At 67.0% G+C, this 14,317-nt stretch carries 9 protein-coding genes; 5 read left to right on the plus strand and 4 right to left on the minus strand.

Translation table 11 applies throughout. The annotated features are described in order from the left end of the window. Positions 1-25: 25 nt before the first annotated feature. From map to BMY53_RS26740, 3 genes are all read right to left on the minus strand, one after another. Positions 26-772, minus strand: coding sequence for a type I methionyl aminopeptidase (gene map, locus BMY53_RS18365; RefSeq protein ID WP_092947931.1), 747 nt, complete (start codon positions 770-772; stop codon positions 26-28). Positions 773-845: 73 nt separating this feature from the next. Next, entirely contained in the window at positions 846-2,168 is a 1,323-nt protein-coding gene (locus tag BMY53_RS18370) for an Nramp family divalent metal transporter (RefSeq protein WP_092947980.1), read from the minus strand. A 328-nt stretch (positions 2,169-2,496) separates the two neighbouring features. Further along, positions 2,497-3,618 carry a sigma-54-dependent Fis family transcriptional regulator gene (locus BMY53_RS26740; RefSeq protein WP_310732123.1) on the minus strand — a complete coding sequence of 374 codons (1,122 nt, stop codon included), beginning with the start codon at positions 3,616-3,618 and terminating at the stop codon, positions 2,497-2,499. A 239-nt stretch (positions 3,619-3,857) separates the two neighbouring features. Here BMY53_RS26740 and BMY53_RS18380 point away from each other — a divergent pair, with 239 nt between their 5' ends. Continuing rightward, positions 3,858-5,378, plus strand: a complete 1,521-nt coding sequence (locus BMY53_RS18380) for an acetaldehyde dehydrogenase ExaC (protein ID WP_092947932.1) — start codon at positions 3,858-3,860, stop codon at positions 5,376-5,378. A gap of 153 nt (positions 5,379-5,531) precedes the next feature. Here the strand turns inward: BMY53_RS18380 and BMY53_RS18385 are convergent, their stop codons facing one another. Continuing rightward, complete coding sequence (locus tag BMY53_RS18385) at positions 5,532-7,103, minus strand: methyl-accepting chemotaxis protein (RefSeq protein ID WP_092947933.1); 1,572 nt, start codon at positions 7,101-7,103, stop codon at positions 5,532-5,534. A gap of 353 nt (positions 7,104-7,456) precedes the next feature. Here BMY53_RS18385 and BMY53_RS18390 point away from each other — a divergent pair, with 353 nt between their 5' ends. The 4 genes from BMY53_RS18390 (at position 7,457) to BMY53_RS18405 (ending at position 14,285) form a co-directional block, all read left to right on the plus strand. Further along, the gene (locus BMY53_RS18390) at positions 7,457-8,545 is read left to right on the plus strand and encodes a carbohydrate kinase family protein (protein WP_092947982.1); all 1,089 of its coding nucleotides are present in this window, start codon (positions 7,457-7,459) and stop codon (positions 8,543-8,545) included. A 154-nt stretch (positions 8,546-8,699) separates the two neighbouring features. After that, positions 8,700-9,653, plus strand: coding sequence for a pseudouridine-5'-phosphate glycosidase (locus BMY53_RS18395; RefSeq protein WP_092947934.1), 954 nt, complete (start codon positions 8,700-8,702; stop codon positions 9,651-9,653). Between the two features lie 248 nt (positions 9,654-9,901). Then, positions 9,902-11,158 carry an efflux RND transporter periplasmic adaptor subunit gene (locus BMY53_RS18400; protein WP_177200944.1) on the plus strand — a complete coding sequence of 419 codons (1,257 nt, stop codon included), beginning with the start codon at positions 9,902-9,904 and terminating at the stop codon, positions 11,156-11,158. 10 nt (positions 11,159-11,168) lie between these two features. Then, positions 11,169-14,285 carry an efflux RND transporter permease subunit gene (locus BMY53_RS18405; protein WP_092947936.1) on the plus strand — a complete coding sequence of 1,039 codons (3,117 nt, stop codon included), beginning with the start codon at positions 11,169-11,171 and terminating at the stop codon, positions 14,283-14,285. The last annotated feature ends 32 nt before the right edge of the window (positions 14,286-14,317 follow it).

Genomic DNA, 14,317 nt, shown 5'->3' on the forward strand with positions numbered 1-14,317 from the left:
GGGCAACGCCGTGCGGATGCGCCGGTCAGTGCTGCGTGACCACGATCGGATCACCCTGGGTGATGATCATCGTGTGCTCATACTGCGCCGACAGGTTGCCGCTCACGCCCACCAGCGTCCAGCCATCATCGGTTTCGGTGACGATGCGGCTCTTGGTGGAGAGGAACGGTTCAATGGTGATCACCATGCCCTCGGTCAGCAACCGCTTGTCGGTGGCGTCGTAGTACCCGGCGATGTGCTCGGGGGCTTCATGCAGGGCGCGGCCCACGCCGTGGCTGCCCAGGTTCTCGATGATCTTGAAGCCGTAGGTCTTGGCCGTGCGCTCGATGGCCGCGCCGATGCCGCTGATGGGCTGACCGGCGCGGGCCTGCTTCATGGCCTGCGCCAGAGCCGTGCGGGTGGCATGGCACAGGCGCGTCTTCTGCGGATTGGTGGGTGGCACCACCCGCGTGCCGCCGGTATCGGCGAAGTACCCGCCCAGCTCCGCCGACACGTCCACATTCAGCACATCACCCGCGCGGATGACCCGCGTGCCGGGGATGCCGTGCGCGGCTTCCTCGTTGATGCTGATGCAGGTGTAGCCGGGGAAGTCATAGGTCAGCTTGGGCGCGGAATGGGCGCCGTGCTGTTCCAGCAGTTGGCCGCCCAGCGTATCCAGCTCTTGCGTGGTCATGCCGGGTTCGGCGGCGTCCAGCATCTGGTGAAGCACGTACGACACGATCCGGCCGATGCGCTTCAGGGCAATCACGTCATCTTCGGATTCGATGGTCATGGAAATTCCTGTCTGAGGAGCATGTGCGGCCATGCGCGGCCACACGCTTGAGGGCGTGATCCTACCGGAGCGCTCAGGCCACGCCCGCCAGCGACGCCAGCAGGGCCACGTTCGCCAGGCTCACCGCGCCGAAGATCAGCCACGCCGTCCAGCGCAGCCCACGCCCGCTGGCGAATCGGCCCATGACCGACGCGTCACTGGTGAGCCGGATCAGCGGCCACATCGCAAACGGCAGCTGCAGGCTCAGCACCACCTGGCTGGCCACCAGCAGGCGGCCCACGCCGGCGTCCCCCAGCCACCAGACGCCCAGGAAGGCCGGTACCAGGGCGATCGCGCGGGTGGCCAGGCGCCGCTGCCAGCACGGAATCTTCAGCTGCAGAAACCCTTCCATCAACACCTGCCCCGCAATGGTGCCGGTAAAAGTGGAACTCTGGCCGGCCGCGAGCAGGGCCACGCCAAACAGCACCGACGCCACAGAGCCCCCCACCAGCGGGTCCAGCAGGTGATAGGCGTCCTGGATCTCCGTCACCGCCGTGTGCCCATGCGCATGGAAAGCCGTGGCGGCCAGGGTGAGGATGGCGGCATTGATCAGCAGCGCGAGCGAGAGGGACACGAGGGTGTCGACGGTGCACAGGCGCAGGCCGTCCTGCAGCGCTTGCGGCGTTCGGTCGATCCGCCGAGTCTGCACGATGGAGGAATGCAGGTAGAGGTTGTGCGGCATCACGGTCGCGCCCAGGATGCCGATGGCCAGGAACAGCGCCTGGCGGTCGTGCGCGGACAGCCCATTGGGAATGAAGCCGGCGGCCACCGCCCGCCAGTCGGGACCCACCAACACCAGTTGCGCCGCATAACAGACCCCGATGGTGATCACCAGGCCCAGGATGATGGCCTCCACCTGGCGGAAGCCGCGGCCCTTGAGGCCCAGCACGATGAGCGTATCCAGCGCAGAAATCGCCACACCGCTGAGCAGCGACATGCCAAACAGCAGATGCAAGGCCAGCGCGGTGCCCAGCACCTCCGCCACGTCACAGGCAATGATGGCCAGCTCCGCCATTACCCACAGGCTCAGGTTGACGGCTGGCCGGTAACGCGCGCGGCAGGCCTGCGCCAGATCCAGCTGCGCCACGATGCCCAGCCGCAGGGACAAGGTCTGCAGCACCATCGCCGCCAGGCTGGACGCCAGCACCACCCACAGCAGAGCGTGGCCGAAGCGTGAACCGGCTTCAATGTCCGTGGCCCAGTTGCCGGGGTCCATGTAGCCCACGGACACCAGCAGGCCGGGGCCGGCCACCCTCAGCAGGCGGCGCCAGAACGGTCCGGCGGCGGGGAGTGGAATCGAGCCGTGGACTTCGGCGGGGCAGAACGGCGCGGTGGCGGTGGTGGGCAGGCGAAACATGTGCGGATTGTGGCTGGCCTGGGCCCGGCGCACCTCCGCCGGAAGTGGTGGGTCGGGCGCATGTCGGTGCGGGGCGCAAGTCCTGGCCCCACAAAGACGATGGGCGAACACCCCGAAGGATGTCCGCCCTGTATCTCACTACCCATTGACCTCTGGATCGCCCGGCTTGCGCCTCTGCGGTCTGGCCACCATCTCCGTTCCGCATGAGTTGAAGATTACGCCCGGTCCCGCCCGCTGCCTAGGGTTCGATACCGCATCGCTCCCTCGGTGAAAACAGCAAGCGTGTGTCAGTCAACGCCTGACACGGCGCCGCACACCGGCCCACCCATCAGCGCAGGATGCGGTAGAGCGTATTGCGACCGATGTCCAGGCGCCGCGCCGCCTCGGAGACATTCCCACGGCACTCGTTGAGCACCTGCCGGGCATGCGCGCGGGCGTGTGCTCGCAAGCCTTCGGCCTCGTTGTTCGGGGGGCCTGGCCAACAGCTCCCGGGCGGTGATGGCAGAGGCCCTGTCGCCTGTGCGACCGGCAACAGGCCAGAGGCCATCCCTGTCGATCGCCCCCCTGAGGATGCGGCCCACGGCCCGGCGGCGACCGCAACGCCTGCCCCTGTGGAAGGGGCGGCCGTCAGCGCGTCCTGCAAATCCTCCGGCAGATGATCCGTCCGGATCTCGTCCTCGTGGTCCTCCAGCATCGCCACGCCCACCCGCAGGGATTGCTCCAACTGCCGGATATTGCCTGGCCAGCCATAGGCGCCCAGGCGCTCCAGCAAGGCTGGCGCCACCGTCAACATCCGGCTGGGTGCCAGGGTTTGCAAGAGTCGCGTCACCAGTGGCGCCAGGTCAGTGCGGGCTCGCAGCGGAGGGACGGTCAACGTCAGCCCGTTGATGCGGTAGTACAGATCCTCACGGAAGCGGTGTTCCTCTACCAACGCCCGCAGGGGTTGGTGGCTGGCACAGATCAGCTGGATGTCCACGGTCACGGTGGCACCACCGCCCAGTGGCTGCACCTGGCGGTCCTGGAGGACCCGGAGCAGGCGTGCCTGCATCGTCATGGGCATGTCGCCGATCTCGTCCAGAAACAAGGTGCCGCCATGGGCCTGGCGGAGCCGGCCGGGCGCGCCCTCCCGCGCGGCGCCGGTATAGGCGCCGCCTCGATAGCCGAACAGTTCGGCCTCGATCAGGCCCTCGGGCAAGGCGGCGCAATTCACGGCGACGTAGGGGCCGTGGCGGCGGGCGCCGCTGTCATGCACGGCACGGGCCAACAGGTCCTTGCCCACGCCGGATTCGCCCTGCAGCAGCAGGGCAATCGGCTTGTCCAGCACCTTGCGCAGTCGGCGAAGCAATTCCTGCATCACCGGGTCCCCGGCATCCAGAGCGGTCAACGCATCCGAAGGCTTGCCGTCCTGGACAGTGTCCGATACCGCCGGGGCGGTCGCGCGTTGGGTCATGGCGTGTCTCCTCGCGGCGGTGGACCCGCCTGTTCCATCCTGGAACACCTGTGCCCAGCTGTTCCATTCCGGTACGGGCGATCCTGACCGTTCGCGGCCGGGATGAAAAGGGGCCTTGCGCCCACTGAAGGGGAATTCGGGGGCATGCGCTGGCGGGGCGCAGGCGCCTCCGGGCCAACCCTCACTGGCACGTTGCCTGCAACTCCAGGGAGGCATTCCAACCAAGACGGAGACATTCCATGATCTATGCCCAGCCCCAGCAGCCCGGCGCACCAGTGCAGTTCAAGCAGCGCTATGACAACTTCATCGGTGGCCAATGGGTCGCCCCCCAGGAGGGCCAGTACTTCGACGTCATCACGCCGATCAGCGGCAAGGTTTACACACGAGCGGCGCGTTCCACGGCGGCCGACATCGAGCTGGCGCTGGATGCTGCGCACGCGGCGGCGGCAAAGTGGGGCGCCACCCCGGCCGCCGAACGTTCCAACGTGCTGCTGCGCATTGCGGACCGTATCGAGAGCAACCTGGAGTTGCTGGCCTATGCCGAGTCGGTGGACAACGGCAAGCCCATGCGTGAAACGCTGAATGCGGACGTGCCGCTGGCCGTGGACCACTTCCGCTACTTCGCGGGCTGCCTGCGGGCGCAGGAGGGGGCGCTGAGCGAGATTGATGGCAACACCATCGCTTATCACTTCCACGAGCCGTTGGGCGTGGTGGGCCAGATCATTCCGTGGAATTTCCCGTTGCTCATGGCGGCCTGGAAGCTGGCGCCGGCGCTGGGCGCAGGCAATTGTGTGGTGCTCAAGCCGGCGGAGTCGACCCCGGTGAGCATCCTGCTGATGGCCGAGCTCATTGCCGACCTGCTGCCGCCGGGGGTGCTCAACATCGTCAACGGTTATGGCAAGGAAGCTGGCATGCCGCTGGCGCAGAGCAAGCGCATTGCCAAGGTGGCCTTCACCGGCTCCACGGCCACGGGCCGCATCATTGCGCAGGCGGCGGCGTCCAATCTCATCCCGGCCACCTTGGAGCTGGGGGGCAAGAGCCCCAACATCTTCTTTCCTGACATTGCGGCGCAGGACGACGACCTGCTGGACAAGGCCATCGAGGGTCTGGTGCTGTTTGCGTTCAACCAGGGCGAGGTCTGCACCTGCCCGTCGCGCGCGCTCATCCACGAATCCATCTATGACCAGTTCATCGCTCGTGCCATCGACCGGGTCAAGGCCATCCGCCAGGGCAATCCGCTGGACACTGAAACGATGATGGGCGCGCAGGCCTCGTCCATGCAGCTGGACAAGATCCTTTCCTACCTGGAGATTGGCAAGCAAGAAGGTGCGGAGTGCCTGATTGGGGGTGGGCGCACGCAACTGGGCGGCGAGCTGGCGGGGGGTTATTACATCCAGCCCACCCTTTTCAAGGGTAACAACAAGATGCGTGTATTCCGGGAGGAGATCTTTGGCCCGGTGCTCGCCGTGACCACCTTCAAGACTGAGGAGGAGGCGCTGGCCATTGCCAACGACACGCCGTATGGACTTGGTGCGGGTGTCTGGTCTCGCGACATCAACACGGCATTCCGCATGGGCCGTGGCATCCAGGCGGGCCGGGTGTGGACCAATTGCTATCACGCCTACCCTGCGCATGCCACCTTTGGCGGCTACAAGGAATCCGGCATTGGGCGTGAGACCCACAAGATGATGCTGGACCATTACCAGCAGACCAAGAACCTGCTCGTCAGCTACTCACCAAAGGCTTTGGGATTCTTCTGACCCATCACACCAATCAGCCACCCGCGACGCGCCAAGTGTTTCGTCGCACTACGCTGTGAAATGTTGATAACAACGTTCGGCGGCATGTTTCGTCGCCATGCGCGGTGGTTTGAATCAGGGCAAGGGGGCCCATTTCCGCAAGGAACCTCTGCATCACTCCCGCGAGCCGAGGTGGCCCCCAAGCCGAAAGACTGACACCGCCTGCACCAGCTGCGTTGCCTGTTTCTCCAGGCTATCGCTCGCCCCCACCGAGCGCTGCACCAATGCGGCGTTCTGCTGGGTGGTCTTGTCCAGGTCGCTCACCGCCGCGTTCACCTGCGAGATCCCGGCGGCCTGTTCCCGCGTGGCGTGGCCGATGGTCGAGATCAGCCCATTGACTCGTTGTACCTGCTGCACGATTTCCGTCATCGCGCGGCTGGCCTCCGTCACCTGCCGCCCCCCGGCCTCCACCCGTTCCACGCTGTCGCTGATCAGTGTCTTGATCTCCCGAGCCGCTTCTGCGCTGCGCTGGGCCAGCGTCCGCACCTCACCGGCCACCACCGCGAACCCACGTCCCTGCTCCCCGGCCCTGGCCGCTTCCACGGCGGCGTTCAGCGCCAGGATATTGGTCTGGAACGCGATCCCGTCGATCACCCCGATGATGTCGCCGATGCGTTTGCTCGACGCCGTGATGCCTTCCATCGTCGTATTCACTTCCCGCACCACGTCGCCGCCTTGCGCCGCCGCAGCACTGGCTTGCACCGCCAGCTGTTCCGCCTGTTGAGCCGCATCGGCATTGCTCTTCACCGTGGCGCTCATCTGCTCCATGGAAGCGGCCGTCTGCTGCAGGCTGGCAGCGGCCTGCTCGGTGCGCGCGCTGATCTCGTTGTTCCCGGTGGCGATATGCCCGCTGGAGGTCTTCACGGTCACCACCTGATCCGCCACGTCGTCGATCACCCAGCGGAACATCAGCCCCAGCTGGTTCACCGCCCGTAGCGCCAGGCCAATCTCATCCACGCGGTCCAGATGCAGGGATTCCCGCGACTCCCCGGCCGCCACGCGCCGGGCGTGGTCCGCAATGGCCTGGATCGGCTTCACGATCTGGTGCTCCAGGAACACCATGGTCCCGATGGCCACCACCACAAACGCCGCGGTCCATTCAATCGAGGCCATGATGCTGGCCGAACTCAGCAGCTGCGCCAGCACCGCCATCACCAGCAGCAACAGCAGCGGCAGCCGCAGGCGCCAGCTCACCGGCATGGTCTTGAGCCAGTTCGTGGCCCACCCCATTCCCCCCTTGAGCACCACGCCCTTGTGGAAACGCAGCCCCTTGGCCCGCCCTTCGCGGATGTCCCGGTACAGCGTCTCGGCGCCTGCCACCTCGTCAGCGGTCGGCTTGGTGCGCACCGACATGAAGGCGATGGGGCGCCCGTTGCGAAGAATCGGCGTGGCATTGGCCCGCACCCAGTAATGGTCACCGTCCTTGCGACGGTTCTTGACCAGGCCGGTCCACGACTGCCCGGACTTCAGCGTTTCCCACATGTCGCGAAACGCCTCGGGCGGCATGTCAGGGTGGCGCACCAGGTTGTGCGGCTGGCCCATGATCTCTTCGGCACTGAAACCGCTGGCCTCGATGAAGGCGTCGTTGGCATAACTGATGTGACTGCTGGGGTCCGTGGTGGACATCAGCGTGGCGTCTGCGGGGATTTCGTAGGCGCGTTGGGTCACCGGCAGGTTCTGTCGCATAAGAGTCCTCCTGATTAGCTCTCATCGGCCTGCGCCTAGCGGACGCACGAAACGGCGCCTTGTGCTGAACGCACGCCCAAGGGTATGCCATCCCCGTGCGGAATGGGAACCTGGGGCGTCCCCTGTACGGGGAGGGACCCCAGCCGCCAGTGGTGCCCCCAGCATCCCGTCCGGGAGGGTTGGGAATGCGCCGCACAGGGGCCGTACAGGGGCCGCCGCCTAGGGGCTATGTGGGCCGGACGTGAGCCGGCCTGCGTCGGGCATGTGTTGGGTATTTGTTGCGTATGTGCGGTGGCATTCGCTGGACATGGACATTTGTCCAATCACTAAGACAATTGTCTAGAATGCCGGCCATGAACAGTACCAAGGACCAGTTGCTCGCACTGGTCGAAGCCAACCCCTTCATCAGCCAGCAGGCCCTGGGCGACACCCTGGGCCTGTCCCGCTCCGCCGTGGCCGGCCACCTGGCGCAACTGGTCAAGGAGGGCCGCATCCTCGGCCGCGCCTACGTGCTGCCCAACCGGCAGCCGCTGCTGTGCATTGGCGGCAGCAACCTGGACCGCAAGCTGCGCGCGCACGAGCCGCTGCGCATGGGCAGCTCCAATCCCGCCCGCCAATTCGAGTCCGCCGGTGGGGTGGCCCGCAACATCGCCGAGAACCTGGCCCGCCTGGGCCTGCCGGTGCATCTGCTGACCGCCGTGGGCCGGGACGCCGCCGGCCAGGCCCTGCTGGGTGACCTCCAGGCACTGGGTGTGGACTGCACCGGCAGCCTCCAGGCGCCGGACCAGCCCACCGGCAGCTATACCGCCGTGCTGGACCCGCAAGGGGACCTCGTCCTCGCGCTGGCCGACATGGCCCTCACCGACCAGCTGGATCCGGACTTCATCCGCCGTTGTGCACCGCAGCGAGCGGCCGCCCGCTGGATGGTGGCCGACCTCAACCTCGGCGCCGCCACCCTGGATTTGCTGCGCCAGGAAGCCATCACACGCGAACAGCGCCTGGTGGTCGTGGCCGTTTCCGCACCCAAGATGCGCCGGCTGGGTGAGGCATTGGCCGGCATCGACCTGCTCATACTCAACCGCGCCGAGCTCTGCGCGCTGCTGGACCAGCCGCTCGACAGCGACGCCTCACTGACCGCCGCCTGGCGCCAGCTGCAGTCCCGGGGCCTGGGGCGCCTGGTCATGAGCGACGGCGCCCACGGGGTGCGGTTCAGTGATGGCGACGAGCTGCGCGCCCTGCCCGCTCCCAAGGTCCCGCGCGCCCGTCTGCGCGAGGTGACGGGCGCCGGAGATGCCCTGTCCGCGGGCATCGTCGCCGGCCTGCACCGTGACGCGGACGACCTGCGCGCCGCCTGCAAGCTGGGCCTTTCGCTCGCCGCCCTCACCCTGCAGACGGACGCCACCGTCAGCCCCGACCTCAGCCCGGCCCTGCTCGGCGCCTGACGCCGGTCAGGCGCCGCCAATTGCCCGCCAATTGCCCGCCAAATACTCCCCAATGGATCCCCAATTGCCCCAGCCGCCCACAGTCCCCAATATCCCCAGCATCCCGCCGCCTCCGCCGCAAGCTTCCCTCGACAGCCTCGCCCGAAAGCCCCCCATGACTGCCACCGCCCAGAACTTCCCCGCCAACGCCCAGTCGCTGATCGCCTTCTCCCCGGAAGTCGCCGCTGCACGTGAGGCCGGCCGCCCGCTCGTCGCGCTGGAATCCACCATCATTTCCCACGGCATGCCCTATCCGCAGAACGTGCAGACGGCCCGGGAGGTGGAGGCGATCGTGCGGGAGCACGGCGCGGTGCCCGCCACCATTGCCGTGCTGGACGGCCGCATCCGCATCGGTCTGGACAGCGAGCAGCTGGAACTGCTGGGCCGCTCGCCCGATGCGATGAAGCTCAGCCGCCGCGACCTGCCCTTCGCCATCAGCACCGGCCATGTGGGTGCCACCACGGTGGCCGCCACCATGATCTGTGCCCACCTGGCCGGCATCGAGGTGTTTGTCACGGGCGGCATCGGCGGTGTGCACCGCGGCGCCGAAACGTCCTTCGACATTTCTGCCGACCTGCAGGAACTGGCCCGCACGCCCGTGGCCGTGGTGTGCGCCGGCGCCAAGAGCATCCTGGACCTGGCACTCACACTGGAATACCTGGAGACCCACGGCGTGCCGGTGCTGTCCGTCGGCCAGGACAACTTTGCCGCCTTCTACACCCGGGACAGCGGCTTGAAGGCCGACTTCCGCATCGATGACGCACCGCAGCAAGCCCGCTTCCTGCGCACCAAATGGGCCCTGGGCCTCAACGGCGGCGCCGTGATCAGCAACCCCGTGCCGGTGGCGCATGAGATGCCCGCAGCCCAGATCCAGGGTTTCATCGACCAGGCCCTGGTCGAAGCCACGGCCGCCGGCATCAGCGGCAAAGCGGTAACACCCTACCTGCTGGCCCGCATCAAGGACCTCAGCAGTGGCGCCAGCCTCGTCACCAACATCGCGCTGGTAAAGCACAACGCCAAGGTCGGTACCGCGCTGGCGGTGGCCCTCGCTCAACAGCGTTCGGCATGACAGTTCAATGCGGCCGACGTGGCCGCCACGGAATCTCCTGAGCCCAACTGCGGCAGGACCGCAGCAACATGACATCCGGCACCCCCGCACCCGGGAAAACTTCCCGGCGCGGGCCCATCGTCTCGCTCCAATCGCACAGGATCGCCGGGACAATCGGATCATTAACGGAAGCGAAACAATCATCAGCAGACGCTGACCTAAGCTTTCGCGCCCCCCTGCCGTCGTTGTCGTTGGAGAAAGTGAATAGCATGCGCCGCAAGCCAGTCGTCCTGTCGCTGATCATCGTCCTGCTGGTAGCCGGGGGTGGCTGGTGGTGGAAGTCCCGCGCCGCCTCGCAGGCGGCCAGGGCAGAAGCGGCATCGGCACCCGCAGGCGGCGCATCCGGCGCCGGGGGTGCTCAGACCGTGGGCGTGGTGCTGGCCCGCCAGCAGGACGTGCCGGTCGTGGTGGAAGCCAGCGGCACGGTCGCCGCGCTCAACCAGGTGGATGTGCGCGCCCAGACCACCGCCATCGTCCGGGATGTGCTGGTGAAGGACGGCCAGTCCGTGCACAAGGGCCAGTTGCTGTTCCGCTTCGACGAACGCGCCGACCGCGCCAACCTCGACAAGGCCCGCGCCCAGCTCGCTAAGGACAAGGCCAGCCTGGCCGACCTGCAGCGCCAGTACGAACGCGCCAAGGAACTGCTGGCGCAGAAGTTCGTCGCCCAAAGTGCGCTGGACACGGCGCTGTCCAGTCTGGAGGGCGGCCGCAGCCTGGTGGTGGCCGACGAGGCCGCCGTGCAGTCCGCCGAGGTGGCGCTGAGCTACAACGAGATCCGCGCCCCCTTCGCCGGCCGTGCCGGTGCCGTGAACGTGTGGCCGGGCAGCCTGGCACAGACCAGTGCCACCACGCCGCTGGTCAATATCGTTCAGATCGATCCGGTCGGTATCACCTTCAACCTGCCGGAGACGGAACTCGCGCCGGTGCTCGAAGCCATGCGCCCGGGCGCTGGCGGCACCCAGGCCACACCGCCCGAAGTGCAGGTGGTGCTGCCCGGCATCGACAGCGGTGCCCGCCGCGGCAAGGCGGAACCCATCGCCCGCGGCAAGCTGATCTTCGTGGACAACCTGGTGGATGCCACCACCGGCACCATCAAGCTCAAGGCGGAATTCGAGAACAAGCAGCAAAAGCTCTGGCCCGGCCAGTACCTGCGCGTGCGCATGACGCTGCGCAGCATCAAGGACGCGGTGGTGATCCCGCAGGCGGCCATCATCCTGCGCGGCACCGACCGCCAGATCTACGTGGTGGGCCCCGACAAGACGGCCCAGCTCAAGACCATCCGCATGCGCTACACCTTCGGCGAACTGGCCGTGGTGGATGGCGTGGAGGCCGGCGCCACCGTGGTGCTGGACGGCAAGCAGAACCTGCGCCCCGGCGTGCCTGTGCGGGCCCAGCCGGCCGCGGTGGATCCGGCTGCGGCGGCGCGCCAGGCCGCGGCAGCCGGTCCGGAAGGCGCTGGCGCATAAGGGGATCACGATGAACCTGACCGAACTGTTCATCCGGCGGCCCGTCATGACGGTGCTGCTGAACATTGCCCTGGTGATCGGCGGCCTCGCCGCCTGGAGCAAGATCCCGGTGGCCGCGCTGCCAAGCTTCAACACGCCCATCATCAACGTGCAGGCCACGCTGCCGGGCGCGAGCCCGGAGACCATGGCCTCCTCGGTGGCCCTGCCGCTGGAGAAGCAGTTCTCCACCATTGCCGGCATCACCACCATCTCCTCCACCAACACGCTGGGCAACAGCTCGCTCACGCTGGAGTTCGACCCCTCGCGGGACATTGACGCCGCCGCCGTGGACGTCCAGGCCGCGCTGTTCCGCTCCCTGCGCGCCCTGCCCACCGAGATGACCACCCCGCCTTCCTACCGGAAGGTGAACCCGGCCGATGCGCCAGTGCTGCTGGTGGCGCTCACCTCGCCGTCGATCAACCTCTCCGAGCTGAACGACTTTGCCGAGAACCTGATCACGCCCAGCCTGTCCACCATCGATGGCGTGGCACAGGTGTCCATCTTCGGCCAGAAGCGTTATGCGGTGCGCATCAAGGCACGCAACGAGCTGCTGCAGCAGCGCAACATCACGCTCGACGAACTGCAGGCCGCCGTCAAGGGCGCCAATGCCAATACCCCCGTGGGCACGCTGGACGGCTCTCGTCAGACCCTGACCATCCAGGCCAACAAGCAGCTGCGTGACGCCCAGGCCTTCGGCAACATCGTGGTGGCGACCCGCAACGGCGCGCCGGTCTTCCTGCGGGAAGTGGCGGATGTGCAGGACAGCTTCGAGACCATCAAGTCCTTCTCCAACTTCAACGGCGAGCGCTCCATCGTGCTGGCCGTGCAACGCCAGCCCGACGCCAACACCGTCAAGGTGGTCGATGCCGTGAAGGACATGCTGCCGCGCTTTGCCGCGCAGCTGCCGGCATCGGTGAAGATGAGCACCCTGAATGACCGCTCGGTCTCCATCCGGGAGTCCCTGCATGACGTCTATTTCACGCTGCTGCTGACCGTCGCCCTCGTGGTGATGGTGATCTACCTGTTCCTGCGCCGCCTCGTGGCGACGATGATCCCCACGCTCTCGCTGCCCATCTCGCTGATCGGCGCGCTGACACTGCTCTACGCGCTGGGCTACAGCCTGGACAACATCTCGCTGCTGGGCATCACGCTGGCCGTCGGCCTGGTGGTGGATGACGCCATCGTGATGCTGGAGAACATCGTCCGGCACGTGGAGGACGGCATGGCGCCGTTCGAGGCCGCCATCCGGGGCGCGCGGGAGATGGCCTTCACCATTCTGTCCATCTCCATCTCTCTGGTGGCGGTGCTGATCCCCATCTTCTTCATGCCGGGCGTGATCGGCCTGCTGTTCCACGAATTCGCCGTGGTGGTGTCGCTCTCCATCCTGGTCTCGGCCGTGGTCTCGCTCACGCTGGTGCCCATGCTGTGCAGCCGGTTCCTCAGCCATCACCATGAGGCCAAGGAAAACGCGCTGGGCCGCACCTTCGAGGCCGGCTTCACCGCCGTGGTCAATTTCTACACCCGCACGCTGGACTGGGCCCTGCTGCACCGCTGGGTGGTCGGCGTGGTGGCCATCCTGAGCTTCGTGGCCAGCGCCTGGCTCTACATCACCATTCCCAAGGGCTTCTTCCCGGAAGAGGACATCGGCCAGATCCAGGCCAGCACCGAAGCGGCCGAAGACATCTCCTTCGCCGCCATGACGGTGCTGCAGGAACGTGTAGCCGAGATCGTGAAGAACGACCCGTCGGTGGCCAGCGTCTCGGCCGCCGTGGGCGGCGGCGGGGGCGGTGGTCAGGTCAACACCGGCCGCCTGTTCATCAACCTCAAGGCCCGGGCGGACCGCCCGGCGATGCCGCAGGTGCTGGAGAACCTGCGCAAGAGCCTGCGTGCCGTCCCTGGCATCGCGGTCTACCTGCGCCCGGTGCAGAACCTTCAGCTCGGTGGGCGCCAGTCCAAGAGCCGCTACCAGTTCACGCTGCAGTCGGTCAGCGCCGGCGAGCTCAACACCTGGGCCGAGAAGCTGCAGGACAAGCTGCGCAACGACACCATCTTCCGAGACGTGACCAGCGACTCGCAACTGCGGGGCCTGCAGGCCAACCTGGTGATCGACCGTGAACGCGCCACCCTGCTGGGCGTGCAGATGCAGGACCTGCGCAATGCGCTCTACAGCGCCTTCGGCGAGCGCCAGGTCTCCAGCATCTACGCCGAGAGCAACACCTACCAGGTGATCCTGGAGGCTACCGACGGGGACCGTCTCAGCGAGGACGCCTTCGACAAGATCTACCTGCGCGGCAAGAACAGCACCATGGTGCCGCTGACGGCGTTTGCGAGCGTGCGTCGGGAGCTTGGCCCCACGGCGGTCAACCACCAGGGCCAGTTGCAGGCCGTCACGCTCAGCTTCAACCTGGCGCCGGATGTGCCGCTGGGCCAGGCCACCGGCCGCGTCGACACCTACACCAAGGAGATCGGCCTGCCATCCACCATCATCACCAGCTATGGCGGTGACGCTGCCGTGTTCAAGGACTCGCAGGGCGGGCAGCTGATGCTGATCCTGCTGGCCGTGGCGGTGATCTATGTGCTGCTGGGCGTGCTGTACGAGAGCTACATCCACCCCCTCACCATCCTGGCCGGCCTGCCATCGGCCGCCGTGGGCGCGCTGCTCACGCTGCAGCTTGCGGGCATGGAGCTCACCGTGATTGCCACCATCGGCATCCTGATGCTGGTGGGCATCGTGAAGAAGAACGCCATCATGATGATCGACTTCGCCCTCGATGCCCAGCGCAACGGCGGCATGACGCCCGCCGAAGCAATCCGCGAGGCCTGCATCCTGCGTTTCCGTCCCATCATGATGACCACGCTGGCCGCGCTGATGGGCGCACTGCCCATCGCGCTGGGGCTGGGCGCCGGTGCCGAGTTGCGCCAGCCGCTGGGCCTGGCGGTGGTGGGGGGCCTGATCCTGTCCCAGGCCGTGACGCTCTACATCACGCCGGTGATCTACCTGGCGCTGGACCGCTTCAGCGGCACTGGTCCGGACACCCGTGAAGTGGCACCCACACGGCTCACCGAGCATCCGGCCCACGCGGACTGACGAACCCGCAAAGGCATGGCGTCACTGAGGCG

This window comes from Roseateles sp. YR242 (assembly GCF_900109745.1).
In the GTDB taxonomy this organism is placed as follows: domain Bacteria; phylum Pseudomonadota; class Gammaproteobacteria; order Burkholderiales; family Burkholderiaceae_C; genus Roseateles.